This window comes from Synechococcus sp. PCC 6716 (assembly GCF_022570815.1).
In the GTDB taxonomy this organism is placed as follows: Bacteria; Cyanobacteriota; Cyanobacteriia; order Thermosynechococcales; family Thermosynechococcaceae; genus Thermosynechococcus; species Thermosynechococcus lividus.
The window spans coordinates 242,546-267,715 of the sequence record NZ_JAKLTU010000001.1 but is presented as its reverse complement, the minus strand read 5'-3'; the positions used below and the strand labels follow the sequence as shown (position 1 = coordinate 267,715).

Genomic DNA, 25,170 nt, shown 5'->3' with positions numbered 1-25,170 from the left:
GAGGGTTAGTGGCAGCCGCTCAAATTGCCTAATGGCTGTTGATATGGCTACACTGAGGAGTATTAACGAGTTAGACTTCAGCGGTTGACAAGCATTGGCATGGTCTTAATTTCTCCTTTACACTTTGCATGGCTCGATGGTGTGTGGGATGGCGTATTTTCCACCCAAGGCATCATGATTATGCTCCTGATGGGCTACGCCGGCGCTATGTGGCTGTTTCTCTCAAGTGCGCCCAAGGTGTTTACGGTTATGGTGTCAGATTTAGAGCATGCCCGCCAGTTTTACGAGCAGGAGTTACGGTTACCCGTTGCTGATGTGCCACTCCATTACTACTACAACTATGAGCAAACCTTGGGCATCGCCTCGATGGATCCGCTCTATGTGCCGTCAGCCCTGAGCTACAGCAGCCCCAAACGCCCCAGCCCCAGTGATGGGTTGTGGTATCAACTGAAAAAAAACACTCAACTGCACGTGATTGGCGGTGCTAGCAAGGGGGAGCGCAACCGCCAGCGCCATGTGTGTTTTGACCGCGAATGCTTAGAAATGATTTTGTTGCGGGTGCAACGTCGCCAACTGCGCTACAAAATGCGCAGCGATCGCCCGTTGAACTTTTTGGTTAAGGACTATGATGATCGGGTGATTGAAATGGCTGAAATTACCGCACGACCATGACAGAGCTTGAATCATTGCCCAGTCGGGGGCATTTGCTGACAGAGCAGATCAATCCTGCCAGTATCAATCTTGATCAGCTGTCGCCGCTGGCACTGGTGGATCTATTTAACCGCGAAGATCAAGCAACCTTAACGGCAATCGCCAACGCCCGCGATGCCTTAGCACAAACCATTGCCGAGACGGCTGCCAGACTGCGGCAAGGGGGGCGGCTCTTTTATGTGGGGGCAGGCACCAGTGGGCGGCTAGGGGTGCTGGATGCGGCTGAGTGCCCACCGACCTTTTGCAGTCCACCGGATCTGGTACAGGGGATCTTAGCTGGGGGAGAGTCTGCCTTAGTACGAAGTTCTGAAGGGCTAGAGGATTGCTATGCGGATGGGGTTGCCGTGGTGGGCGATCGCCACATCAATGGCAAAGACGTGGTGATCGGGATTACGGCTGGGGGCACCACCCCCTACGTTCATGGTGCCCTAGATGCTGCTCAAGCGGTCGGAGCCTTAACCGTATTTATGGCCTGCGTCCCCCCGTCCCAAGTGCAACGCCAAGCCGACATTGATCTTCGTCTGGTTGTGGGACCAGAAGTTTTGGCGGGTTCAACCCGCCTTAAGGCAGGCACCGTCACCAAAATGGCACTGAATATCATCTCTACGGGGGTGATGGTCCAACTGGGCAAGGTTTATGGTAACCGCATGGTGGATGTGGCTGTCACCAATCGCAAGTTATTGGATCGCGCCCTGCGAATTCTCAGTGATGTAACTGGCATTGAGCGTCCAGAGGCAGCGGCACTGTTAGAGCGCAGTGGGCATAACGTGAAACGGGCACTACTGATGTACTGGAGCGGACTAGATGCGATCGCCGCTCAAGAACTACTGGATCAGCACCAAGGGCACCTTCATGCCGCCAAAGCAGCAGCTACCAAAGCTGAGGTGACTAGTTGAAATGGCTCTAAAACTTGTCCTAGAATAGGAAATCTTTGGTAGTCCCGCACTAAAGTAGGGGGTGGAAAACCCGTAAAGCGGTGTTAGTCGCCAATTGATGTTATTCCGATACTAATCGCTAAAAACTTGGTGAAAAACCCAACCGGCGGTATTAGTAAACGGTATCCGTAAAAAGTAAGCAGAACCCTAGGGTTTAGCCTTGAGGAACTGTGTAGCGGTGGCTTGAGTGCTATTAGCGCTGTTGGCGCAAAAAATCAAGCCGCCCTTGACACCGTTGATCCGTTGGCTCAAGACGCAGAACGTATTCATAGTGGGCGATCGCCGCGTTTACATCTCCCAGTTGCTCTTCGATCCATGCCAAATTGCGGTAATAATTGAGTTCTGTTGGCACAAGGGCAATGAGCTTGATGAGTGTCTCACGAGCAGCGGCTAACTGGTTGGTTAGGTACAGTGCCAAGACTAATTTGGCGTAGGGCTTAGGCGCCTCTGGTGCCGCAGCAATAGCGTTTTTTAGTTTTTGAATAGCTTTGCCTAGGGTTTGCTGCTGTTCGGTCGAAAGCGCCAGCCGCAGATGGGCGATTGACCACAGCAGCATATTTTCATTCAAACTCACAGGCGTGGCCTGAGCAGATGCCGTTGCCACAGGAGAGATACCGGCATTTAACAATTTTTGAATACGTTTCACCAACTCCTGTGGTGTCACTGGCTTAGTAATGTAGTCCACAGCACCTACCCCCCGAGCGCGAATACGGTGCACCGGATCATCTTTGGCCGTTAACATCACAATTGGCACGTGTTCAAGACTGGGCGATCGCCGTAACTGACGGCAAATTTCGTAGCCATCCACCCCAGGTAAATTAATATCCAGCAGAATTAAGTGTGGTGGCTCAGCAATGAGGCGAGGAACCGCAGCCGCAGGATCGGTCAGCGTCAGGACTTGGTAACCAGACCGTTCTAAAATCAAAGAGACTTGGCGCTGTACCGTACGGCTATCGTCAATACAGGCAATCAAAGGACGTTGCTGCCTCCGAACCATACTGCCACCTCACTTTGGAACAAACACAACAGTTGAATGCTTTGTATCGTATCTAACTATCTTGGTCAAAAGCGTGATGTTGTTCGCTCGCTGATGTGATCCTTGTCACCTCCGTAGAGGCCTTAAAACAGGCTGTCGTAGTGCTCAAGCAGATCAAAATTAGGTTAAACTAGTAAAGCTGCGGACGTGGCGGAATTGGCAGACGCGCTAGATTTAGGTTCTAGTACCGCAAGGTGTGTGGGTTCAAGTCCCTCCGTCCGCATTCTTAAAAAAAATGGGGGCAACGCCCCCACTCTAAACATGCATATTCAACTATTCGAACTATTGGTATGGTATGAGCTAGCTAATCGTGACTTCCCGTGGTTCTTCAGGGCTACCCGCATTCGCTTTTTGTTCCATCATTTCTGAGCGAGCCTCAGCCACAAGGTCTTGAAAAGACTCACTGGCTTCGGCAACTGCAGTTTGGGCTTTCTCATAGGTCTCAAACGCCCACATCAAGCCGGACTTGGCAGCATTGCGAGCCTGTTCGGTGAGGTTATGACCTGTCATTGAATCCACAGCCCCCACTACAGGAGCAACGGCAACTGCCCCCACACCCAATGCAAGGACAGTCAGTGGCTCTAAACCAAGCAATAGGGCTTCAAACTCCATGCTGCGGCATCCTCCAAAAGCAATGTAAAGGCAAGAACATCGCACCCATCATAGCAAACCCTAGTGAAGTGCAACGGCCTAGTATGGATCAATCGTCGGACTGCCCTCGTTATGCAGTCCTGAGCCAAGAACAGCGACAGACGCTCCCAACGCAAGCATATAGGGTGTTGCTGGATGTGGCTATGAATTGCCCTCATTCCCAACCCTTGTATCTTAAAACTAGAGAGATAGACCGTCACCCCTTAGATGCGAGACATCGTGGAGAAGCTAGGGTCATCTCTCTGATGCAACAGGTCAAACTCGAATCATCAGTTGGGACAGTAGAACCCGCATGACGCAAGGCTGAGTAAACACCTGATTTACCCCCAGACAGGCGCAAAAGTGATATGCAGGATCAAGAACAATGGATTGGCATTGATGTGTGTAAGCGGTGGCTAGATGTACATCTACGCCCCCAGAAGCAGAGTTTTCGCGTGAGCAACACCGCGAGTGGGATTCGCGAACTTCTGACTCACCTGTGTCCGCCTGAGGCGGTCGCTCGGGTGATTCTAGAATCCACTGGCGGCTATGAGCGGTCAGTGGCGTTGGTGCTGTCCACGCTAGCCTATCCCGTGGTCGTGATTAATGCTCGGCAAGCGCGAAACGTTGCCAAAGCTGCCAATCAACTGGCTAAAACCGATCCGGTCGATGCCGCGATTTTAGCCTGGTTTGGCGAAGCGATGAAACCACCGATTCGCTCATTGGCCAGCGAAGCGGACGCAGAACTTCAGGACTTGGTGACCCGCAGGCGGCAACTGGTAGACATCCTGACTGCTGAACAAAACCGCTTGTCAGGCTTACGCGGAACAGCCCAAGCAGATATAGCAGCTCACATTGCATGGCTCAAAGACCGCATTCAGCAACTAGACGAGCAGATCGCCACCCAAATCCATCCATGTCAGCCCTGGCAGGCAAAACAGACGCGGCTGATGACGGTTCCAGGGGTGGGCAAGGTCGTCGCCGCTACCTTGTTAGCCCTGTTGCCAGACCTGGGACAGTTGTCCACTCGAAAAATCAGTGCGCTGGTGGGCGTTGCCCCATTCAACCGAGATAGTGGGCAGAAGCAAGGCAAACGCGCTATCTTTGGTGGTCGTGCTGCTGTGCGTCAACTGTTGTACATGGCAGCTTTGGTGGCGGTGCGCCATAATTCAGTGATTCGCGTCTTCTATCACCGCTTATTAGCGAAGGGCAAGGCTACCAAAGTAGCGTTAGTGGCTTGTATGCATAAGCTATTAACAATTCTCAATGCTATGCTCAACCATGGTACGGACTGGCAGCCGTCCAACTCAGATGGGAGTCAATCGGCTGTTCCAGCATCATCATTTGCTTGACTTTTAAGATAATCGCTTCTCCCTAGGGAGAAGGGAGCTAAGAGTCGTGTTCCCTCTCCTTTGGCAGAGGACGAGGGTGAGGGCGGCAAAAGACTCAAACCCGAACATCATACGTCTATTCAGCAACGCCGCATTATGGTATTGAAGGCAGACAGGCGGATCTTGCCTTGGGGAGTGCGAGGCAAGGTCGTGCACGATAGCCATCGCTTGGGGCATTTGTAGGCACTACACCGCTGGCGTAACCATTCCTCTAATTGCTCAGGGGTTACCTCCCCAACAGGGACATAGGCTGCCACAACCTGCTCGCCCCACGTTGGATGCGGCTCACCGTAGATGTAAATATCCTTGACCCAGCCACTGCTCAGAAGTAGGGACTCTAATTCTTCAGGGTAAATGTTTTCGCCGCCACTAATAATTTTGCGGCTGGCGCGTCCCCAAATGTAGAGGCGATCGCCGTGCCACTCGCCGCGATCGTCGGTGCGGAACACAGGCGACCCAAAGGGATTGGGGTAGTAACCGCGAGCCAAAGAGGTGGCTTGCACGTCTATGGTGCCATCGGTGCTAATGGTTAGGTGGGCGTGGGGTAAGCTGGAGCCACAGGAGCGATCGCCCCGCAGGAAGTCACCCGCCTTTTGCGCGCAGACCATCCCCGCCGTTTCCGTCATCCCATAGCTTAAACACAGCGGTAACCGATGGCGCTCAGCAGTGTCTAACAGAGAGTTCCACGTTGCTCCGCCGCCAATAAAAATACCGGCTAAGCTCTGAAGCCAGGGGATTGGGGCGTCACACACTTGGTGCAACTGTCGGGGCACAAGGGATAGCCAAAGGTCTGAGTTCGGCGGCATTGGAGCGTGTTGAAGGTCTCGTAGATGGCGGGCAACGTATAGCTGCCCTCCGGTCCACAGCGATCGCAACACGGGCATGAGGCCACTGACATGGTACAGCGGCAAAATACTCAGGCAGTGGAGGGTTGACACCTGTAAATGCTGCTGCACCCCCTGCACAGCACTGTAGAGCGTCCCAAGGGTATGCATTGCCCAGCGTAATCGGCCTTGGCTGCCGCCGGTGGGAATTAAAATCATCGGTGCCCTGAAGTCTTGTGGTGTTCCCTGCGCCTCTAAAGGAGGAACCGCTCCCCATGCCTGATAGCCCCTAGGAACAACGGTGGCCACCTGCTGCCACTCGTGTGCTTGCCACAGCGGATTGGCCAAGAGGAGGGGGGTGTCTGTACTCAGCGCTGCCAAAATGCCGCTGATAAAGTCCAGTGGCTCTGTTTCCGCCAACACCAAAAGCGATGGACGCGAGGCCAGTAACAGCGCTTGGCGATGCTCGAGGGGAAGTGCTACGGCGTGCCATGCGCCTGAGTGCCCGTACCACAGCCAATCCGACGGCGGCGACGCGAGGGGGATGGGGTCAAGCGTAAGGGTTTGTAACACACTTTGCCTAATTTAACAGAACTAAATCGTTAAAATCAAAGGATAGGGAGTGACTATTAGGAGAGTGCAGACTGACTATTCCACAGATACAACAGGTGGCCGCGATCGCTGACCCTAGCCTCAGGCTAGCATGGACTGCTGCCTACGCCGCAGACGATCGCAAGGCGGTGGACATTTGTCTTCTTGATGTAACTGGGGTGTCGTACCTCACTGACTATTTTGTCATTGTTACGGGACTGTCTAAAACGCAGGTGCGAGCCATTTACCAAGCGGTGGAGGAGGCTGCTCAAACCCACTGCCAACGACAACCGCAGCATACGGAAGGCCAAGACAACTGTTCATGGGTGCTGATGGACTACGGGGATGTGATTGTCCATATCCAACTCCCGAAGGAACGCCAATACTATAACTTAGAAGCGTTTTGGGGACATGCCCGGCGCATCCCCTTTGAGCCGCTGGTCACCACCTAGGGACACATGCCATGACGCAACTGCCATGGTGGAAGTGGTTTCTTTTGGCACTACCACTGGTGGCGATCGCCTTGCTGGTTCTCATTGCCGCCTCGATCCAAATTCATGCGTGGGGACTAAGTTGGCTGTGGGTGGTGGTGGTGGTGGTTCTCATTCTCTGGCGGTGGGGGGTAGCCCATTGGCTGGTGGAAACCCAAGCAACGCCAGCGCTACCAGAATTGCTCAACGGTGGCGATCGCACCGCCCAAGATCAGCAGGCACTGCAAATTCTACAGGATATTTTGGCCAAGAGTCGTGACGATGTTCCCCCGTGGGAAAATTGGCTCCTGTTTTGGCAGCGGGCACACACCCTTGTCAATGGTATTGCTCATGTGTATTACCCCAATAGTCAACGCCCATTGCTGCACATCTATGTGCCCCAAGCCTATCGCCTCCTGCGGGATACGGTGGAGGATGTGGATCGCTGGCTGCAAACCCTCGACCCCATTTTGTCACGGGTGACGGTGGGGCAAGCGGTACGCGCCTACGAACTCTCTCGCCAATGGGCACCCGCTGCCCGCTGGGGGGTCACCGCATGGCAACTTTCCCAGTGGCTGCTGAACCCCAGCGTTGCCCTGACCAACACCCTCACTCAGGGGCAACAGCAAAAAGCCAACCAAGCCCTAATTGCCAATTTAGGCTTAACCCTGCGCGAACAAACCCTCAAAGCCCTCGGCTTACGGGCGATCGCCCTGTACAGTGGCGCGGTTCCCTCCCTTGACCTACCATCTCCTAGTCTTCAGACTGGCACTCTCCAAGATATCCTCGAAGAAACCCTGCCCCTCACCCGGGCTGAGACCGATCCGGTGAATGTGTTTTTGGTGGGGCGCACAGGAGCCGGCAAAAGTAGCCTCATTAATAGCTTGTTTGCGGCTCCCACTGCGGATGTTTCCCCCCTGCCCAATACCGCAGAGATTCGCCAGTATCGTTGGCAAGCGGATTTGATGTTGTGGGACACCCCCGGCTACGAAGACATTCAGGGTGCGGATATTCAAGCTCGTCTGCGGCAACTACTGCCACGGATGGATGTGGTGCTCCTACTCACGCCGGCACTGGATCCTGCCCTTGCCCCAGATTTGGTGGCCTTAGACATTATTCGTCAGCAGGTTGCGGATCTGCCGATTGTGGTGGTGGTTACTCAAGTTGATCGGTTGCGCCCTTTGCGGGAGTGGGATCCGCCCTACGATTGGCAGCGGGGTAGCCGTGCAAAAGAAGTGAGTATCCGTGAGGCTGTGGCCTATCGTCAGCAGCAATTTGCCCCCTATACCCCCCATCTCTTCCCTATCGTTAATGTCACGGATGAGCGCAGGGCATGGGGGCTACCCGAGTTGAGCGATACCGTACTCCGTCTGGTCAACCCAGCAAAACAGATCCGTATGGCACGGTGGCTCAAGGATCGCCAGACCCGCCTCCATGCAGCGTCGCGATTGATCGACACCTACTGTAGCCGTATCACCACCAGCCAAGGGGTGGCAGACTTACTCAAACGCCCTGTCCTGCAGTTTCTATCGACAATGCTGACGGGGTCGCCCGCTGCGGCGTGGCTGTTGGCGGAAAAGCTGCCCCTTGAGCAGTTGCCGGTGATTCTGTGCAAGTTGCAACTGGCCTACGAGCTTTATACCCTGCTGCAAACGCCGGGCGATCGCCTCGAAGTGACTCCCCGCTCCTTTGACCTGAGAGAGATTGCCCCCCTTGTGCTGCATACCCGTGCGCCCCTTGAGCAGGATACGTGGGCAACAGGGCACACCCTCGTTGAATACTGGAGCCAAGCCCAACCCTCGCAGTCTCTAATGGCTCGTTACAATAATTACTGGCAGCGATTTCGTGCCTAACGCCTAGGAAGCCCCTGCAACATTAATCCCAGAAAATAGGTAAAGATGGGAGAAGTCAGTCTCGTTCTTTGCCATGGAATCATCCTCTGTGAGTCCTGCTCCCCCTTGGCACCACCTCAGTGCCGATGCTGTGATCGCTCAGTTAGGGAGCGATCGCCACCAAGGACTAAGCCATGAGGCCATTCAACAGCGACAGGCGCAGTACGGTCGTAATGAACTCATTGAAAGTGGCCGGCGACCTAAGTGGCAGATTTTGCTGGATCAGTTTCGCAATATTATGCTGATCATGCTCCTTGTGGTGGCGGTCATTTCTGGGGTGTTAGATATTGTTGAGGCCCTCGAAGAGCAGACAATCCCGTTTCCTAAAGATGCGATCGCCATTTTAGTGGTCGTTATCCTCAACGGCATTCTTGGGTATGTTCAGGAAGCCCGCGCCGAGGACGCCTTAGCCGCCCTCAAAAGTATGGCCGCCCCCAAAGTGCGGGTGCTCCGCGAAGGAAAAATTACTGAAATTGACTCGCCAGAACTGGTGGTGGGGGATATTTTCTTTCTGGAAGCAGGGGTGAAGGTGGCTGCCGATGGCCGCCTGATCGAGGCTGTTAACCTACAAATTCGCGAAGCGGCTCTCACCGGTGAGGCAGAAGCCGCCAGTAAAAATGCTGACAAACTCTTACCAGAGGATACGGAACTGGGCGATCGCGACAACTTGGTGTTTGCGGGTACTGAAGTCAACCAAGGGCGCGGGGTCGCTGTGGTTACCGCCATTGGCATGAACACTGAACTGGGTAAAATTGCCGCTGCCTTAGACGCCGTTGAGCAGGAACCCACCCCCCTGCAAAAACGAATGACAGAACTGGGGAATCGGCTGGTGTGGATCGCCCTTGTCCTTGTGGCTATCGTGGTTGTGGGGGGCACTCTTTACGATAGAGCCTTGTTCGGGCACCTTGTTGAAGTCTCCCTGAGTATGGCCGTCGCAGTGATTCCCGAAGGCTTGCCTGCGGTGATTACCGTCACCCTTGCCCTAGGCACCCAGCGAATGGTGAAACGCCATGCCCTCATCCGCCGCTTGCCAACCGTGGAAACCCTTGGGAGCGTCACCACGATCTGCTCCGATAAAACCGGCACCCTGACCCAAAATAAAATGGTGGTGCAGGCGATCGCCACCCCATCCTACCGCGCTAAGGTCAGCGGCCATGGCTATGATCCCACAGGCGAATTTTACGATATAAGCGCCACGAGTGCCGATGCGCTGTACGAACGCCAACTGCTGCTGCTGGCCGGTGCCTTGTGTAACGATGCGCTGCTGAAGCAGCACGCTGCCGAGTGGGTTATTTTAGGAGACCCCACTGAAGGGGCGCTGTTGCCCCTTGCCCTCAAAGGAGGGCTAGACCCCAGTGCTCTGCGGCACAATGCTGAGCGCGTGGTTGAATTTCCCTTTGATGCCGATCGCAAGCGCATGAGCGTCGTGTATCGCACCAGTTCTATCCCTGACTTGCCAACCGATGCCCCCTACTGGATGGCCACAAAAGGTTCTCCCGAGCTAACCCTAGAGCGATGCCAATGGCAACAGGTTGGAACGGCGGTGACACCGCTGACCCCCGAGAACCGCCAACACGTTCTTGCAGCAAACAACGACTTAGCGGCGCAAGGGTTACGGGTGTTAGGGCTTGCCTACCGCTACTGGGCAGAGCCACCGGCGGCTGATGCCGTTGAGTCCAGCGAACAAGATCTGGTCTGGTTGGGTTTAGTGGGCATCTTGGATCCACCGCGCCCCGAAGTCCTAGAGGCCGTGGCCACCTGCCGCACCGCAGGCATTCGCCCGATCATGATTACTGGGGATCATCAACTCACTGCCAAAGCCATTGCCAGCCAAATTGGTATCTGTGACTGGGGCGATCGCGCCCTCACCGGTCGGGACATTGAAAAATTCACCCCCGCAGAGCTGGATGCTGCCACCCTAGAGGTCAACGTCTATGCGCGGGTCTCACCCGAACACAAGCTGCGGATTGTTAAATCCCTACAGCACCACGGTGATATTGTGGCCATGACCGGCGACGGGGTCAACGATGCCCCTGCCCTCAAGCAAGCGGATATTGGGGTTGCCATGGGCATCACAGGCACCGATGTGACCAAGGAAGCCAGCGATATGGTGCTCTTGGACGATAACTTTGCCACCATCGTTGCGGCCACAGAAGAAGGTCGAATTATTTACAGCAACATTCGCCGCTTCATTAAGTACATCCTTGGCTCGAATATTGGCGAGGTTATTACCATTGCCTCCTCACCCCTGTTGGGCTTAGGGGGAGTGCCCTTAACTCCTTTGCAAATTCTCTGGATGAACCTTGTAACCGATGGCTTGCCCGCCCTTGCCTTGGCGGTTGAACCCGGAGATCCCGATGTGATGAAACGCCCCCCYATCCCCCCCAATGAAAGTATTTTTGGCCGCGGCTTGGGATCCTACATGGTGCGGGTTGGGCTGATTTTAGCCATCGTCAGTATTACCCTCATGGTCTGGGCCTACGGCTATACCGCCACCCATCCAGTAGAGGGGCTGGAACCCGACCGCTGGGCCACCATGGTCTTTACGACCCTCTGCCTTGCCCAGATGGGTCATGCCCTTGCCGTGCGCTCCACAAGCCGCCTCACCCTAGAAATGAGCCCAAGGTCTAACCCCTACATTTGGGTCTCAGTCATCTTGACCACCTGTTTACAACTTTTACTGATCTATGTGCCAGCCCTGCGACGGTTTTTTGGCACTCACCTACTGTCCGCCACCGAGTTAGCGGTTTGTATTGGCTTTAGCTCCCTTGTATTTGTGTGGGTCGAGCTAGAAAAATTACTGCTACGCTTCCTGAGGAAGCGCGCCCCCCTTGAGTTGTAATGCTTTAATCGCCTGTGAACCCACACTAGGTATTGAGCACCTCTAGAATCTGGTGGCTGAGGTGGCGTAATTGCTGTTGTAGCTCTAGCAAGGGCAAGTTGTTGCCACTGAAGATGCCGCCGCCAATGCTGCTAAAGCGCCACTGCTCACTCATATAACTAAAGCCAACGATGTCTAGCCCAATGGCGCGGCGCTGGGGTATCTCGGAATCGCTATAGAGGCGAATCTGCAGCAGCAGACTACGGGCTTGCCAGCGGCGGCTCCACCCAGGCAGATGGAAGCCAATGTCAATGGAGTCCGGATCCATGAGATCGCGGGTGTGGGGATCATCTGCCCATGGCTGTAAGTCTGCACGCAAATCGCCATTGCACTGCTTAAACAGGTGGACGATCGCCCCCAGTTTACTGGCCATTTGCAGGGTAACGGCTTGCTCCGCTGCATTCACCTTTGTGTTCTCCACAACACCTTTGCTTCCCAAGGTTAGCGAGGAGATACGGCTTGATCAACTGCTGGGGGGGTGGCAGGAGCGGTTGCGGGTGTTAGGGGACGGTCTAGGCGCGGTTGCCCCACCGAGTAGGTAAGGGCATAGCTTTGCACTAACAACCAGAACCAAAGGGAGGGGGCAAGGGGTTCTAACCATGGCTGAGCGTGCCGGACAAGGGGCGGCAACCAAGGGGCAAACAGTGCATGGTACACCGCATCGAGGGTGAAATTCAGGTAAATGAACAGCCAGCGCAGCAAGTCCGCAGTGCCCGCCATTTGCCAAATCCACCACAGTAGCCCCGGATTCTGCCAAGCAGCGCGCAGTGCCATCCGGTTAAAGGGCAGCCAGCCGGCGCGATCTTTAATAAAGCGATCCACCAGTTCAGGAGATTCTTGGCCGAGAATGCCAAAAAAGGTGTTGAGCATAGCATTCACCCGCTCCGGCGGCAGGGGACGATCGCTAGGCACCATCATCCCCCGCGAAAATAGCCATGTAACCGCGGTATTACTTTGATAGGCGCGAATTTGGTTGAGGAATGGCTGTTGCACTAGATCATGGCGCAGGGCGGTATCCAGTAAGTCCGTTAGGCGCGGCAAGTTGCGCACTAGGGAGCCAAAGCCCGTAAAGACTAGGGGAGACTGCAAAGAGGCGGCATCACCAATGGCCAGCACCCGATCAACGGCAACGGCGCGATCGCCGCGATGGTGACTAAAATGGCCCGGAATGTAGCCAAAGGTGGGCTTGACCCAGGTGAGTTCCTCAAGGTTACAGCGACGATACTCTGGCAAAATGCTAAAAAAGTCTTCGTAAAGCTCTAGCAGCGACCCCGGAAACTGCGGCTCAATACGGTGGTAGTGAAACAGGTAAATGGTGCGCTCCTCCCCTGCCCCGGGAAACAACTCCCAGATTAACTGCCGCCCCCGCGAACTATCGCCATGGCTGTGGAGCACATCCCCGTAGCGGCCATCCCACACCTCTGGGGAGATCCCCTTCACAATCGCGCCAACGGTGGGGCACACACTGTCAAAGGCACGGCCACCATTCAACTGCCGGGCAATGGGGGAGGCCGTGCCCATCGCGTCAATCAGGACGCGGGCGATCGCCTGCTGCGGCGTCCCCGTGTGGCGCTGCTGTGCCTGTACCACCACGCTATTGGGGTGCACCGTTGCCCCCACAAAGTCGGTGTAGTCCCAAATTTCGCCCCCTGCTTGGCAGAGTTTTTGGCCGCACAACTGCAAAAATTTCGCCGAGTCAAGGGCAATATTCAACACCGTAGGCGTATGGAGAACAGGGGCGCGGCAATGGGCAGGGCTGGTGGCATCAAAAAATTTGTTGAATCCATCTAAATATTCGCGGGCAATCACGCTTTCAAATTCAGCGGTGGTAAACAAGCCCAAATCAATCAGGTTCTGAAACTCCGCTCGCGAAATATTCCACTCCCGATTCATCCGGCCAAAGGGGAGCCGCTCAATCAGCAACACCCGATAGCCCAGACGCGCCATCACCGCTGCATGAACAACCCCAAGGGCACCCCCCACGTACACCAAGTCGTAGGTGGGCGCTTCAGAGGGACTAGTCACTCGTTGCAGCACTGGCACCGGCGGGGKGGGACACTGCACCCCGTCGCGCCAACGTTGCTCCCACCAGTAAACCCGCTCCAAGTCGGCTTCCCCGTGGGGCATCTGTTGAAAGTACTTAACCGTCAGCGGATAGCGATCGCCCAAGGCGGCAAAAATTGAGGTGCCCTGCGGCCATGGGGGCGGTACGACCGGCTGCAACGGAAATGCAGATCGGATTGCGATGCTTAACTGTTTGACACAGGCGGCCTCTTGCGGCCATGGCTGCGTGCCCCATCGCACGACCTTGAGGTAGGTTGTCCGCTGCAAATTCCAGAAAAACACCGCCAGTTGCGTCCCATGGGGGGGCAGTTGCCAACATCCACCGCTCGGCTTCGGGGCGATCGCCCCCACCGTAGGCTGAAACGTCTGCTGTAACCATGTAATGACTGCCTTGGTATCTGGTGTTGGAATCTCAGCGTAGAACAGTTCTTGCATTTTGTTTCAAATGTGCGGTAAGGGGCTTGACAGAGCCGAAATTTAACGTAAACTGCACTGTACTCACTTAATAGTTTAAGAGAGTTTACAGTTTCTCAGAATTGCCCTGTTGCCCTATGTATTATCCCATCCCACGGAGTCTCGAAGAAATGGCCGCCCTCAGCCACTACCCCGTTAGTGAAGAGCTGGTCGCTGCAGCGATCGCCGGTATGATTACCATCTGCCGTGCCCAAGGCCACACCCTTGCCGATGTGCAGGCATGGGTTCTAGATGACGATGACCTACTGGATGCCAAAACTCGCCAATGGTTGAGCGACGTGGTAGAGGCGGCATGGTCGAGTGTGGCTTAAGGGGTGGCAGACTCTAGGGCGCCGCCAAATGGGTAGGGATGCTAAGCCATACAAACATACAAAACATACAATACGTACAATAAGGCGTGAGCCTAGTGTTGATCTCTACCCTAGCCTATGCAACTCTCCCCCCAAGAAAAAGATAAGCTCCTGATTTTTACAGCGGCTCTTGTGGCAGAGCGGCGCAAAGAACGCGGCCTCAAACTCAACTATCCCGAAGCGGTAGCCTACATTTCAGCCGCAATCCTAGAAGGAGCGCGGGAAGGGCGCACAGTCGCCGACCTCATGAACTACGGTACCACCCTGCTGGGGCGCGATGAGGTCATGGCAGGGGTGCCAGAAATGCTCTCAGAAGTGCAAGTAGAAGCAACATTCCCCGATGGGACGAAACTGGTGACGGTTCACACCCCCATTCGCTAGCTCCCTTGAGACTCCAGATAGGCCGCAGCCCCGATGGCCTGCAGGCGGGKATTTTTAGCTGTCACGGTATTCCGCAGCTGCTCGCGATAGGCGAGCACTTGGGCTAATAGCTCGGCATTATGACTTGCCAGCAGTTGCACCGCGAGTAGCCCGGCATTCTGGGCATTCCCGATCGCCACGGTGGCCACTGGGATGCCAGCGGGCATTTGCACAATCGAGTAGAGCGAATCAAGACCCTGTAAATGACGACTGGGCACCGGCACGCCAATGACCGGCAAGGGGGTCAACGCCGCAATCATCCCCGGCAAGTGAGCCGCCCCACCCGCCCCCGCAATAATGACCTTAATTCCCCGTTGGTGGGCACCTTGGGCAAACTCCACCATCGCCAATGGGGTACGGTGGGCTGAAAGAATGGCCACATCGTAGGGAATGGCAAACTGCTCACAAATGGCGATCGCACCGTGCATCGTCGGCAGGTCAGAATCACTGCCCATCACAATGGCAACAACAGCGTGGGACATGAAGATACCGTGAAGTTAAGCTGCAAATTCGACACAGTTTGTCATACTACACCGCTAAAGTTAGGATTGGTTCCCGGAAATTTGTATATTTATTGCAAAGGCTTTAATCTTCAGGGCAGTTTTCCTAAAATTCGAGTACCTTGCTGTCCCAGCTTACTCTGGAACGGCACCCCCAACCACAAAGATTCGCTTACTGCCTACCCAAGCCGCGAGGATAGCCCCCATGCCTAACGAGTTGCAAAAGTACCGTTTCGTCTGCACCCTCACCTTTGGGGATATTTACGGTCAGGTGATTGTTTGGCTCATTGTGATTTTTATTGGTCTAGCGGCCTCCGTCACCCTCTACAATAATCCAGTTCAAGCCTTTTTAGTTGGTGGCTTAATCCTAGTGCTAACCCTCCCCTTTTTACTGTTTGCGTTTGTCACCACCTTACTTAACCATATTGAAATGCGCCCAGTGGCGGTTGGCGAAAAGAAAAAGCGTAAGGATGCTGCGGTTGCCTCCTCTGCAGGAGTGGCCCCTGCCAACTAGGCGATCGCCCCCATGCCACCCCCTGAGCCATCCCTATGCTGTATTGGTTAACGTTTTTAGAGACCTTACCTAGGCCAACCCTGCCAGATCCCCCCCGTCCTAGGGTTGAGACCCCTACCGCTACTGCACTGGTGGCCGAGGCACCCCCCCTCATCGTTGGCAATCTGGGTGGGGTAGGTAGCCTGCTGGTTTTTCCGGGGTTGATTGCGGGTATTGTCATCCTTCTGTTGATGAGCATTTGGGCCTATACCCGCGTTTACGTTATTACCCCTAACAACGAAGCCTTTGTGCGCACAGGCGGTATTTTTGTTAAAAAGAAAACCGTCATTCTCAATGGCGGTTGTATTGCCTTGCCGGGGTTTCACGAGCTAACCCGGGTGCCGCTGCGGGAAATTTCTATCGATGTCGAGCGCACTGGCAAGTTAGCCGTACGCACCCAAGACTACCTGCGGGCGGATATGCGAGTGACCTTTTACGTCTGCATTAACGCCACCGAAGAGGATGTGCTAACGGCAGCGGCGCGCCTCTCCCAAAATAATCGGATTACCCCCGAAGATATTAAGAACGCCCTAGAAAAACGGGCCGATGATGCGATTCGGGCAGCAGCAAAGCATAAGTCTCTGGCGGAAATTGATTCGGATAAATTAGGTTTTGCCCAGGAAGTCCTAAATTTGGTGCAACAGGATCTACAAAAAGTTGGCCTAACCCTGAACAACATTGCCATCTCGGAAGTGCAAGAGAGCGACACCTACGACGAAAATAATTTCTTTGATGCCCAAGGTGTTCGCCTGCGCACGGAAACCATTCAACGCTCGATTCAACAAAAGCGGGAGGTCGAGCTTTCGACGCGGGTGGCCATTGAGCAAAAAGAACTGGATGCGCAAAAACGCTCCCTACAAATTCAGGAAGAGCAAGAAGCGGCACTGTTGAGTCAGCGGTTGAAAATAGAAGCCCTCAAAGCCCAGCGAGAGCGGGAAATTGAAGAAGCGAAAGCCGCAGAGGCCGCCGCAACCCAGCGAGCAAAGTTGCTACAAGCACAATCGGTTGAGGAAGAAGAAATTCGCAAAAAGCTAGCGATTCGGCAGAAGGAAATTGAAGCCAGTATCGAGCTTGAGGAAAAAAATAAGCTCCTTAAGGTAACGCAAGCGCAGCAATTGCAAGAAGCAGAAATTGCCGAGATCAATCGGCAGCAACAGGTGGAGGCTAATCGTCTCCAAGCCCAAGTGATGGTGGCCGAGTCTGAACGCTTGGCACGGCTGGCGCAGGAAGATGTGGCGATCGCCGTGGCCACCAAGAAAAAAGAAAGCCTTATAGCCGAAGCGGAGCGGGCGCGGGCAGAATCTGCGGTCACAACGGCCATCGAAGTGGAAAAAGCTGATCGCGAGAAGCATTTGGCCATTATTGCCGCAGAGCGCGAAGCGGCTGAAAAGCGCGTCCTTGATCAGAACGTGGTAGAAATTGATGTGTTCCGCCGTCGTCGCCAAGCCGAAATTGCTCAGCAGGCAGCAGAACTGGAAGCTGAAGCGATTCGCACCCTTGCCGCAGCTAACCGCGATAAAGCCATGGCCGAAGCTGCGGGGCTCGAAGCATTGCTTGCCGCCAAAAATGTCATTAGCACTGCCAACCTAACGGCGCAGGTCATTACTAGCCTGTGGCCGGAGTTAGCAAGCCAGTTACCAGAGGTGCTCAAAGCCCTTGCCCCTCAGCCTGGGGTCATTGGGGATGCTAAGATCTACGCCTTCCCAGGGGCAAGCGGTGCGGGTGCGCCAGAGATTAATAAAGAGATTAATAAACTGTTACTCTCCACCAGTGGGCTGGCCTTGATCAATGCTCTCTTTGAAGAGGGTAAGCTGGGGGGTTTACTGGCGCAAATTAAACGTCTATTGCAGGATGAAGCATAGTTAGAGCCATGCGGCCAGAGCAGTCAGCACCCCTAACCCCAGCAAAGCAAGCCAAATAAAGGCATTGGGTAAGGGGGTTGCCGCGGGTGGTGGCTCTTGGGGCTTTGGGGATGCCGCGGCGGTCGGTTTAGGGATGCCAGCGTAGGGGGACTCATAGGGGCGATCGCCCACATGGGAAAGATCGGGAATTTGACTGTACCACTCAGGGCGGCGCTTGAGTTGGGGTGCCTGCAAAATAGCGAGCAATCGCCGACCTTCCTGCCGAGTGTAGCGATCGGGATGGCGCTGTAGCTGCCGACATAGGGCTAAGGCCGCAGCCTGATCTCCTAGGGCACTGTAGGCCATCACGAGCCAAAGATGGATTTCGCCAGTGCAAACAACATTGCCCTCCGCAAGGGCTGCCGCCTGCTCCAAGAGGGTCACCGCTTTAGAATACTCCCCTTTTTCCAATGCTTGCTGCCCCCGCTGCAATAGGGCTGACACTTGATGCTCCATCAAAACAAAAAGTAGCGCTGGGCAAGGGGTAACACAGTGGCGGGTTCACAGGTGAGCAGTTCACCATCGGCGCGCACCTCGTAGGTTTCTGGATCTACCTCAATGTGGGGCAGATAATCGTTTAGTTTCAGGTCAGCTTTCCGGAGCTGGCGAATATGGCGCACCGGCAGTACTGGCTTTTGCATAGAGAGTTGTGTGGGGATATTGTTGGCAATACCCGCCTGAGACATAAAGGTCACTGAAGTGGCCGTACAACAGCCGCCGTAGGCAGCAAACATGGGCTGCATATGCACGGGCTGGGGGGTAGGAATACTGGCGTTGGCATCCCCCATTTGGGCGTAGGCAATCAGCCCTCCCTTAAGCACCAGTTCTGGTTTGACTCCGAAAAAGGCCGGTCGCCACAGGCACAGATCGGCAATCTTACCCACCTCCACCGACCCCACGTACTCCGCAATGCCGTGGGTGATGGCGGGGTTAATCGTATATTTGGCAACGTAGCGGCGAGCACGAAAGTTATCGTGGCTGGCAGCAGCATGGCTGGGGTCGCTGAGGTGCCCTCGCTGTACCTTCATTTTGTGGGCAGTTTGCCACGTGCGGATAATGCTTTCCCCGACCCGTCCCATGGCTTGGGAGTCGGAGGAGATAATACTAAAGGCACCCATATCGTGCAAAATATCTTCGGCGGCAATGGTTTCGCGGCGAATCCGAGACTCTGCAAAGGCTACATCTTCGGGAATGCTCGGGTCAAGGTGGTGGCACACCATTAACATATCGAGGTGTTCATCCAAGGTGTTGATGGTGTAGGGTCGGGTGGGGTTCGTGGAGGAGGGCAGCACATTAGCCTGACCGCAAACCTTGATAATGTCGGGCGCATGCCCTCCCCCAGCACCTTCGGTGTGGTAGGCATGGATGGTGCGGTTTTTGAAGGCGGCGATGGTATCTTCCACAAACCCTGACTCGTTGAGGGTGTCGGTGTGGATGGCAACTTGGATGTCGTAGGCTTCAGCCACACTCAGGCACGTATCAATGGCTGCTGGGGTGGTGCCCCAGTCTTCATGGAGTTTGAGGCCAATGGCTCCTGCTTCCACTTGCTCGTTCAGTCCTTGGGGCTGGCTGCTATTGCCTTTGCCCAAAAAGCCGAGATTGACCGGGAAGGCATCGGCAGCCTGTAGCATCCGATAGAGGTTCCACGGCCCAGGCGTGCAGGTGGTGGCGTTGGTGCCGGTGGCAGGGCCTGTACCGCCGCCAATCATGGTGGTGATACCAGATGCGATCGCCGTAACAATTTGCTGGGGACAAATAAAGTGAATGTGGGCATCAATACCGCCAGCGGTGAGGATCATGCCTTCGCCAGCGATCGCCTCGGTGCCAGGTCCAATGATAATATCCACCCCTTCTTGGGTATAGGGATTGCCCGCTTTGCCAATCTTGGCAATTTTGCCGTCCTTAATGCCGACATCAGCCTTGACCACCCCCCACCAATCGAGAATCACCGCATTGGTAATGACCACATCCACAGCACCCTCGGCATTAGGGATAGGGGACTGCCCCATGCCATCGCGGATCACCTTGCCACCGCCAAACTTCACCTCATCGCCATAACAGGTATAATCCTGCTCGACTTCAATGAAGAGTTCGGTATCCGCTAAGCGCAGGCGATCGCCCACGGTAGGACCATAGGTTTCCGCATAGGCTTGGCGATCCATCCGATAGCTCACGGGTGTTACTCCACAGTAAAGGCATCTTCTAAATACTGGTGTACTCGATAGCATCCCCCCACCGGAGAGGGCTGGTACAGCACCAATGCTACATCAAAGCGACAAGGACTGTCGTGCCATTGGGGATGGGCCTGCAGAAACTCCTGAGCGGTGCCAATGAGTTTTTGTTGCTTGCGGTGGGCGATCGCCTCGAGACCGTCAGCATCCCAATTCTGGGGGCGGCGGGTTTTTACCTCCACAAAGGCCAGCACCCCACCGGGACTGTAAGCCACAATATCTAGCTCGCCCCGACGACAGCCCCAATTGCGGGCTACGATCTGCCACTGTTGCGCCCGCAACCACCTCACCACCGCTTCCTCGCCCCCATTGCCAATCCGACGCATAAACCTCTCTCCCCTTGCTTGCTCCTAGGAATCAGGCTACAATCAGATAACTCATAGTCGTTTCGAGTTTACTTTAGTCATGACATCGCCACGGATTGAAAACGTTGTAATTATTGGTTCTGGGCCGGCGGGCTATACTGCGGCCATCTATGCTGCCCGTGCCAACCTCAAGCCTTTTATGTTTGAAGGCTATCAGGTGGGAGGGCTACCTGGCGGCCAACTGATGACCACCACCGAGGTGGAGAACTTCCCCGGCTTTCCCGAGGGGATTCAAGGACCAGAGTTAATGGCGCGGATGAAAGCGCAAGCCCAGCGCTGGGGCACAGAACTTGTCACTGAAGATGTGATCCAAGTTGATTTTAACCAACGTCCCTTCCTCATTAGCTCCGCCGAGCGGCAGGTCTATGCCCATGCGGTCATCATTTGTACAGGGGCAACGGCCAAGCGGCTGCACCTGCCCGGCGAAGAGCAGTACTGGACGAAGGGGGTGTCTGCCTGTGCCATTTGCGACGGTGCCACGCCCATTTTCAAGGAGGCTGAGTTGGCAGTGATTGGCGGTGGCGACAGTGCTGCGGAGGAAGCGGTTTACCTGACCAAGTATGGCTCCCATGTCCATTTGCTGGTTCGCAGTGACAAAATGCGCGCCAGTAAGGCGATGCAAGACCGGGTGCTGGCCAATCCCAAAATTACCGTTCACTGGCATACCGAAGCCCAAGAAATTCTGGGGGATGGCCACCTGATGACGGGGCTACGGATTCTCAACAAGGCCACGGGAGAAGAGTCTCAACTGGCGGTGCGGGGGCTATTCTATGCCATTGGCCACACCCCCAATACCCAATTATTTAAGGAGTTTCTGGAACTGGATAGTGTTGGCTATATCCTGACCCACCATGGCACCCAGACCAATGTTGCTGGGGTATTTGCCGCTGGGGATGTTCAGGATCATGAGTATCGTCAGGCGATTACGGCGGCGGGAACGGGGTGTATGGCGGCGCTGGAGGCCGAGCGGTGGCTTTCGGCACAGGGGTTGATTCAGGAGTTTCACCAGACGGTTGAGGAGGCCACGGTAACCGCACCCCCCACGCCATCCGCCTCAGGCACCGTAGAGTTTGATCCGACGGCCACAAAGCACCGCGGCAGCTATGCCCTGCGCAAGCTCTTCCACGAGAGCGATCGCCTGCTGCTGGTGAAGTACGTCTCCCCCACCTGTGGCCCGTGCCATACCCTCAAACCCATTCTGGATCGTTTGGTGGATGAATTTGAGGGAAATGTCCAACTAGTTGAAATTGACATCACTGAGGACAGCGCCATTGCCGAGCAAGCGGGGGTCACCAGCACCCCCACCATTCAGCTGTTCAAAAATAAGGAACTGCTGGAGGTGATCGTTGGCATGAAGCCCAAAAGCCAGTACCGCGAGACGCTGCAACGGTATCTGAGTGCCTGATGAGCAGCCTTGAGATACTGCTGATTGCCCTAGCGGGGATAGGGGCAGGGTTCATCAATGCCATTGCCGGTGGGGGCACCCTCATTAGCTTTCCGATCCTGGTGGCGGCGGGGGTGCCGCCGATGGCAGCCAACATCACCAGCACGGTGGCATTGGTGCCGGGCTACTTGGGGGCAACGCTTGCCCAGCGGCAGGATCTGCAAGGTCAAGGGGCACGGCTGGGGTTCCTGGTTCCCGCTAGTGTGCTGGGGGGGATCAGTGGGGGTGTTTTACTCCTGAGCACCAGTGAGCGGCTGTTTGGTTTTTTGGTTCCCTACCTCATTCTGTTGGCGGCACTCCTGTTGGCACTGCAAGACCCAGTGCGGCGCTGGCTCTTGCAACGGAGACCGCACGGGGGCGGCGGCAGGCTGGCGTGGGCGATCGCCCCGGTATTTCTGGCAGCGCTCTACGGCGGCTACTTTGGCGCAGGGCTGAGTGTGATTCTCCTAGCCACGCTGGGGATGGTACTGGAGGATACCTTGACCCGGCTCAATGGCCTGAAACAACTCCTCGCCTTTGCGGTCAATGGGGCAGCCGCTGCATTTTTCCTCTTCTCGGGACAGGTGCTGTGGCCAGTGGTGCTAGGGATGGCGATCGCCGCTGTCACTGGGGGGCTACTGGGCGGTAAGGTAGCTCGCTTTGTTAAGCCCCGGGTGTTGCGCGTGATTGTGATTACTGTGAGCGTCATCGTGGCTATTCTCTACCTCGCCTCCTAGGGAGATCCGCAGCTAGGACTGACGCCGTTGGAGATCCCGCTCAAGAGCCTGCTGTAAACTACGGGTTTGATCGAGGACGGTTTCAATCCCCTCACTGTGGGTTTGGCGGACAAAGGTAATTTTCAGTTCCTCTAGCCATGTTACCAGTAACTCCTGAATGGCTTTACCCACCTGTTCGCGCTGCATTTCTTGGATGAGGGTTTGACCAAATTTCTGCGCCAGTTGACTGACTAGCAGGGTGCCTTCGCGCGGAAGGCTGGCTTGGCTGTGGGCACTGCGCTCTATTAACCCTAGCAGGCGATCGGTAAGCTGTTTGGCAATGTCGTGCCGCCACTGAGCCGGTAGTTGCTGGAGGGCAGGAATTTCCGTCAGGCGGCGATAGGGCGGAGCTTGGCGAAACACTTGATCGACGCTGTAAGCCACCAGTGCCTCGATGTCTGGCCGCAGTTCCGGGATCACTCGGTACAGCACTACCTGAACCATCAGGGCAGCCACCTCCCCCAGTTCATCCACATCATTGCTGGCCGCCAGATCCCGGGCATGGGGGAGCCAACGGCCAAATTGTCCCCGCTGGATGGCTTTTTGAAGCTGAGTGAGCACCTGCAGAACCACCACTTCAGAAACGTCCGTGGCGATCGCCGCCACCACCCCCTGAGACGCTTGCTCTTCGAGGCTATCTAGACAGATCACGTCCGCTTGGTCAAGGCGAATAACAACTGGGATAATCCGCAGCCATCCCCATGTCGGCGCTAACCACCAAAAGGGGAAAAAGAGCAGGGCATCGTACCAGCGCCACAGCATGGCATCCCGCCAATGGTACGCCCGATACTGGCGACTCAACCAAAAGGTACGCGCCAAAAACTCCACAAAAAACAGCAGGTTAAAGGGAATATCAATGGCATCAAAGTGGTTGATAAAATTGCCATCCTCACCGTAGGCGCGCCAATAATTGCTGGCCATCAGGGGCACAATGTGCTGCTCAAACCATCCTAGATTCTGCTGCCAGTCGTTGGCGTTGATGTAGGCCGGACTCCAAAAGCGTGAAAACGCCTGTCGAGACGAGGCCTCACGATTCCCAAATACCTTAAGCCGCATCAGGTTCTTAATGCGCTCAAGGGTGCCCGTTTTGTTGGCAAGGGCAAAGGGATCGGTGTCCACTATAACTTCGCTGTGCCGCCGCAACTGTGCCAGTAAGGCTGCGGTGGCTGGGGCATCTACCCCCTGCGTTTCAATGGTTTGCCGCAGTTGGGCAACCATGGCGATATACTGCTCGGTTTCGCGGTGGGGTTCAATGCCTTTGATGGGATCGTACAGTGGGGCGATCGCAAAGGGCTGAGGAACGTAAATGATGCGCTGAATCAGCGGAATGCGAACTTTCCCCAATAGCCAAAAGTCCCGTAGCGGAATATAGGTGAGGTCAAAGAGCACTAAGAGCAAGTTCACGCTGGCGATCGCCACCATGATGCGTTCGTACGTCCGGTTGAGAGGCTTATCAAACATCAGCACAACTCCATCACACCGCAGCTATTCCAGTCTCTCCTATCGCGCTGATCTTGGGCTGGCGTTACTGCCCAAAAAAATGAGGAGCGCATGGAAGTACGACCATCTGTGGCAAGATGGGGGCGATGTAGAGTTTGATCACCAATGCACATCCTCATTCCTGCGGCTGGAATGGGCAAGCGGATGGGGGCTGCCCAGAACAAATTACGCTTGAGCGTGCTAGGGCAACCGCTGCTGGCATGGACCCTACAGGCGGTTGCTGCTGTACCGGCCATTGAATGGATTGGCATCATTGGCCAGCCCGAGGATTTCCCGGTTTGGCAGACCCTCATTACCGATTTAGCCATTCCCCAACCTATCATGCTGATCGAAGGGGGTGATACACGCCAAGCATCTGTATATAACGGCTTGCGCGCCCTGCCTACCCATGCCAGCCACGTCCTGATCCATGATGGTGCCCGCTGCTTGGCTACACCCGCCTTAATTGAGCGGTGCGTTCAGGCGCTGGAGACCTATGACGGATTTGTGGCAGCGATACCTGTAAAAGACACGATTAAAATCGTGGATGCGGCTGGTGTCGTGAGCCAAACACCGGATCGCAGTACGCTGTGGGCAGCACAAACGCCGCAAGGGTTTCGGGTCGATTACCTCCTCAACGGTCATGCCACGGCGGTAGAGCAGGGCTGGGAGGTGACCGATGATGCCGCCTTATTTGAGCGACTCGGGCACCCCGTCCACATTGTCATGGGTGAAGACACCAACCTTAAAATTACAACTCCCAGCGATCTCCCCCTTGCAGAGCGCATCCTACAGCATCGCTGGGAGCATGGCTTGGGTCCCCCTTATGCCAAGGTTTCAGGGCAGTAGCCCAAGCCCTGAATAAACTGTTTGCGAAACGCTTCAATGTCATCGTAGTTGGGAGTCCCGTGGGAGACCACAGCCACTTGGTAGCGGCGCATCACATCTACCATGGGTTGTCCCGTCTCGAGTGCCCATAGTGCCATTTTCAACGAAATCCCCGGCGTGTAGGGAAACCCCAACTCGTTTAAGAAGGCGCGAAAGTTTCCTGCTTGCTCATCAGATAAGGGTGTGTGCATTTTAACCCGCACCACCCAGCCATCCACCTGATGAATTACTGTGACAAACTGAACCGGCAACTTAGCATATTCGTGTAAGAATTGCACAACCCGCAGGGTAAGGCTGGCGTTGCTCAGGTGGTAGATGAAATCCATAGTGTGACCCTCTTACCCTTACACTTTCATTGTCGGTGACCCACCTACTGCCGCCTAGG

The 25,170-nt window shown here is 55.3% G+C and carries 23 protein-coding genes, 1 tRNA gene and 1 pseudogene; 14 read left to right on the top strand and 11 right to left on the bottom strand.

What is annotated here, in order from left to right:
• Nucleotides 1-99 precede the first annotated feature (99 nt).
• Both L5220_RS01275 and murQ read left to right on the top strand, forming a co-directional pair.
• Entirely contained in the window at nt 100-672 is a 573-nt protein-coding gene (locus tag L5220_RS01275) for a glyoxalase-like domain protein (RefSeq protein WP_499571109.1), read from the top strand.
• On the top strand, nt 669-1,607 hold the full coding sequence (murQ, locus tag L5220_RS01270; RefSeq protein ID WP_499571107.1) for an N-acetylmuramic acid 6-phosphate etherase: 939 nt from the start codon (nt 669-671) through the stop codon (nt 1,605-1,607). Before L5220_RS01275 ends, murQ begins: the two co-directional genes overlap by 4 nt.
• A 232-nt stretch (nt 1,608-1,839) precedes the next feature.
• On the opposite strand, the gene L5220_RS01265 is transcribed toward murQ, so the two are convergent.
• A complete protein-coding gene (locus L5220_RS01265) occupies nt 1,840-2,643 on the bottom strand; it encodes a response regulator (protein WP_499571105.1) in 804 nt (267 codons plus the stop codon).
• Between the two features lie 180 nt (nt 2,644-2,823).
• Between L5220_RS01265 and L5220_RS01260 the strand changes: the two genes are divergently transcribed.
• Nucleotides 2,824-2,905, top strand: a tRNA-Leu gene (locus L5220_RS01260).
• A gap of 77 nt (nt 2,906-2,982) precedes the next feature.
• Here the strand turns inward: L5220_RS01260 and L5220_RS01255 are convergent.
• Nucleotides 2,983-3,294 (bottom strand): DUF5132 domain-containing protein, encoded by a 312-nt coding sequence (locus L5220_RS01255; RefSeq protein WP_198406024.1) that lies wholly within the window; start codon nt 3,292-3,294, stop codon nt 2,983-2,985.
• A gap of 386 nt (nt 3,295-3,680) precedes the next feature.
• On the opposite strand from L5220_RS01255, the gene L5220_RS01250 reads away from it, so the two are divergent.
• Nucleotides 3,681-4,664, top strand: a complete 984-nt coding sequence (locus L5220_RS01250; RefSeq protein ID WP_499571103.1) for an IS110 family RNA-guided transposase — start codon at nt 3,681-3,683, stop codon at nt 4,662-4,664.
• Between the two features lie 119 nt (nt 4,665-4,783).
• On the opposite strand, the gene L5220_RS01245 is transcribed toward L5220_RS01250, so the two are convergent.
• The gene (locus L5220_RS01245; RefSeq protein ID WP_198405942.1) at nt 4,784-6,100 is read right to left on the bottom strand and encodes an AMP-binding protein; all 1,317 of its coding nucleotides are present in this window, start codon (nt 6,098-6,100) and stop codon (nt 4,784-4,786) included.
• Between the two features lie 95 nt (nt 6,101-6,195).
• On the opposite strand from L5220_RS01245, the gene rsfS reads away from it, so the two are divergent.
• The 3 genes from rsfS (at nt 6,196) to L5220_RS01230 (ending at nt 11,322) form a co-directional block, all read left to right on the top strand.
• Nucleotides 6,196-6,570: a ribosome silencing factor gene (gene rsfS / locus L5220_RS01240; RefSeq protein ID WP_499571101.1), complete on the top strand. Its 375-nt coding sequence runs from the start codon at nt 6,196-6,198 to the stop codon at nt 6,568-6,570.
• A gap of 11 nt (nt 6,571-6,581) precedes the next feature.
• Nucleotides 6,582-8,441, top strand: a complete 1,860-nt coding sequence (locus L5220_RS01235; protein WP_499571099.1) for a GTPase family protein — start codon at nt 6,582-6,584, stop codon at nt 8,439-8,441.
• Nucleotides 8,442-8,514: 73 nt separating this feature from the next.
• A complete protein-coding gene (locus tag L5220_RS01230; protein WP_499571097.1) occupies nt 8,515-11,322 on the top strand; it encodes a cation-translocating P-type ATPase in 2,808 nt (935 codons plus the stop codon).
• A 25-nt stretch (nt 11,323-11,347) separates the two neighbouring features.
• Here the strand turns inward: L5220_RS01230 and L5220_RS01225 are convergent, their stop codons facing one another.
• Both L5220_RS01225 and L5220_RS01220 read right to left on the bottom strand, forming a co-directional pair.
• Nucleotides 11,348-11,782 carry a Tery_1686 family protein gene (locus L5220_RS01225; RefSeq protein ID WP_448514022.1) on the bottom strand — a complete coding sequence of 145 codons (435 nt, stop codon included), beginning with the start codon at nt 11,780-11,782 and terminating at the stop codon, nt 11,348-11,350.
• 20 nt (nt 11,783-11,802) lie between these two features.
• A complete protein-coding gene (locus L5220_RS01220; protein ID WP_499571095.1) occupies nt 11,803-13,860 on the bottom strand; it encodes an NAD(P)/FAD-dependent oxidoreductase in 2,058 nt (685 codons plus the stop codon).
• 116 nt (nt 13,861-13,976) lie between these two features.
• Between L5220_RS01220 and L5220_RS01215 the strand changes: the two genes are divergently transcribed.
• Nucleotides 13,977-14,210: a hypothetical protein gene (locus L5220_RS01215; RefSeq protein ID WP_448514024.1), complete on the top strand. Its 234-nt coding sequence runs from the start codon at nt 13,977-13,979 to the stop codon at nt 14,208-14,210.
• Nucleotides 14,211-14,327: 117 nt separating this feature from the next.
• A complete protein-coding gene (ureA, locus tag L5220_RS01210; RefSeq protein ID WP_448514025.1) occupies nt 14,328-14,630 on the top strand; it encodes an urease subunit gamma in 303 nt (100 codons plus the stop codon).
• On the opposite strand, the gene purE is transcribed toward ureA, so the two are convergent.
• Nucleotides 14,627-15,151 carry a 5-(carboxyamino)imidazole ribonucleotide mutase gene (gene purE, locus L5220_RS01205; RefSeq protein WP_499571093.1) on the bottom strand — a complete coding sequence of 175 codons (525 nt, stop codon included), beginning with the start codon at nt 15,149-15,151 and terminating at the stop codon, nt 14,627-14,629. The genes ureA and purE overlap by 4 nt on opposite strands.
• Before the next feature lie 223 nt (nt 15,152-15,374).
• Here purE and L5220_RS01200 point away from each other — a divergent pair, with 223 nt between their 5' ends.
• Both L5220_RS01200 and L5220_RS01195 read left to right on the top strand, forming a co-directional pair.
• A complete protein-coding gene (locus L5220_RS01200; RefSeq protein WP_099798983.1) occupies nt 15,375-15,683 on the top strand; it encodes a hypothetical protein in 309 nt (102 codons plus the stop codon).
• A 35-nt stretch (nt 15,684-15,718) separates the two neighbouring features.
• Nucleotides 15,719-17,575 (top strand): annotated as a pseudogene (locus L5220_RS01195) (SPFH domain-containing protein); the annotation flags it as partial.
• 9 nt (nt 17,576-17,584) lie between these two features.
• Here L5220_RS01195 and L5220_RS01190 read toward each other — a convergent pair.
• From L5220_RS01190 to L5220_RS01180, 3 genes are read right to left on the bottom strand one after another with little or no spacing between them, the layout of a single operon-like run.
• The gene (locus L5220_RS01190; RefSeq protein ID WP_499571091.1) at nt 17,585-18,067 is read right to left on the bottom strand and encodes a hypothetical protein; all 483 of its coding nucleotides are present in this window, start codon (nt 18,065-18,067) and stop codon (nt 17,585-17,587) included.
• A gap of 11 nt (nt 18,068-18,078) precedes the next feature.
• Nucleotides 18,079-19,797 carry an urease subunit alpha gene (ureC, locus tag L5220_RS01185; protein ID WP_448526593.1) on the bottom strand — a complete coding sequence of 573 codons (1,719 nt, stop codon included), beginning with the start codon at nt 19,795-19,797 and terminating at the stop codon, nt 18,079-18,081.
• A 5-nt stretch (nt 19,798-19,802) separates the two neighbouring features.
• Entirely contained in the window at nt 19,803-20,180 is a 378-nt protein-coding gene (locus L5220_RS01180) for a YraN family protein (RefSeq protein WP_099798987.1), read from the bottom strand.
• 79 nt (nt 20,181-20,259) lie between these two features.
• Between L5220_RS01180 and trxB the strand changes: the two genes are divergently transcribed.
• Entirely contained in the window at nt 20,260-21,624 is a 1,365-nt protein-coding gene (gene trxB, locus L5220_RS01175; RefSeq protein WP_499571089.1) for a thioredoxin-disulfide reductase, read from the top strand.
• Nucleotides 21,624-22,379, top strand: coding sequence for a sulfite exporter TauE/SafE family protein (locus L5220_RS01170; RefSeq protein WP_499571087.1), 756 nt, complete (start codon nt 21,624-21,626; stop codon nt 22,377-22,379). Before trxB ends, L5220_RS01170 begins: the two co-directional genes overlap by 1 nt.
• A gap of 12 nt (nt 22,380-22,391) precedes the next feature.
• Here L5220_RS01170 and L5220_RS01165 read toward each other — a convergent pair whose 3' ends face one another.
• Nucleotides 22,392-23,879: a hypothetical protein gene (locus tag L5220_RS01165; RefSeq protein ID WP_499499298.1), complete on the bottom strand. Its 1,488-nt coding sequence runs from the start codon at nt 23,877-23,879 to the stop codon at nt 22,392-22,394.
• Between the two features lie 144 nt (nt 23,880-24,023).
• Between L5220_RS01165 and ispD the strand changes: the two genes are divergently transcribed.
• Nucleotides 24,024-24,746: a 2-C-methyl-D-erythritol 4-phosphate cytidylyltransferase gene (gene ispD / locus L5220_RS01160; RefSeq protein ID WP_499571085.1), complete on the top strand. Its 723-nt coding sequence runs from the start codon at nt 24,024-24,026 to the stop codon at nt 24,744-24,746.
• On the opposite strand, the gene L5220_RS01155 is transcribed toward ispD, so the two are convergent.
• Nucleotides 24,722-25,111 carry a hypothetical protein gene (locus L5220_RS01155; protein WP_099798991.1) on the bottom strand — a complete coding sequence of 130 codons (390 nt, stop codon included), beginning with the start codon at nt 25,109-25,111 and terminating at the stop codon, nt 24,722-24,724. The genes ispD and L5220_RS01155 overlap by 25 nt on opposite strands.
• Nucleotides 25,112-25,170 lie beyond the last annotated feature (59 nt).

Bases quoted from the DNA above. Each gene is read 5' to 3' on its own strand.
- L5220_RS01255 (WP_198406024.1), bottom strand. From the start codon at position 3,294: ATGGAGTTTGAAGCCCTATTGCTTGGTTTAGAGCCACTGACTGTCCTT.
- L5220_RS01180 (WP_099798987.1), bottom strand. From the start codon at position 20,180: ATGCGTCGGATTGGCAATGGGGGCGAGGAAGCGGTGGTGAGGTGGTTG.
- ureA (WP_448514025.1), top strand. From the start codon at position 14,328: ATGCAACTCTCCCCCCAAGAAAAAGATAAGCTCCTGATTTTTACAGCG.
- murQ (WP_499571107.1), top strand. From the start codon at position 669: ATGACAGAGCTTGAATCATTGCCCAGTCGGGGGCATTTGCTGACAGAG.
- L5220_RS01155 (WP_099798991.1), bottom strand. From the start codon at position 25,111: ATGGATTTCATCTACCACCTGAGCAACGCCAGCCTTACCCTGCGGGTT.
- L5220_RS01165 (WP_499499298.1), bottom strand. From the start codon at position 23,879: ATGTTTGATAAGCCTCTCAACCGGACGTACGAACGCATCATGGTGGCG.
- ispD (WP_499571085.1), top strand. From the start codon at position 24,024: ATGCACATCCTCATTCCTGCGGCTGGAATGGGCAAGCGGATGGGGGCT.
- L5220_RS01215 (WP_448514024.1), top strand. From the start codon at position 13,977: ATGTATTATCCCATCCCACGGAGTCTCGAAGAAATGGCCGCCCTCAGC.
- L5220_RS01250 (WP_499571103.1), top strand. From the start codon at position 3,681: ATGCAGGATCAAGAACAATGGATTGGCATTGATGTGTGTAAGCGGTGG.
- L5220_RS01275 (WP_499571109.1), top strand. From the start codon at position 100: ATGGTCTTAATTTCTCCTTTACACTTTGCATGGCTCGATGGTGTGTGG.
- L5220_RS01235 (WP_499571099.1), top strand. From the start codon at position 6,582: ATGACGCAACTGCCATGGTGGAAGTGGTTTCTTTTGGCACTACCACTG.
- L5220_RS01265 (WP_499571105.1), bottom strand. From the start codon at position 2,643: ATGGTTCGGAGGCAGCAACGTCCTTTGATTGCCTGTATTGACGATAGC.
- L5220_RS01200 (WP_099798983.1), top strand. From the start codon at position 15,375: ATGCCTAACGAGTTGCAAAAGTACCGTTTCGTCTGCACCCTCACCTTT.
- trxB (WP_499571089.1), top strand. From the start codon at position 20,260: ATGACATCGCCACGGATTGAAAACGTTGTAATTATTGGTTCTGGGCCG.
- L5220_RS01170 (WP_499571087.1), top strand. From the start codon at position 21,624: ATGAGCAGCCTTGAGATACTGCTGATTGCCCTAGCGGGGATAGGGGCA.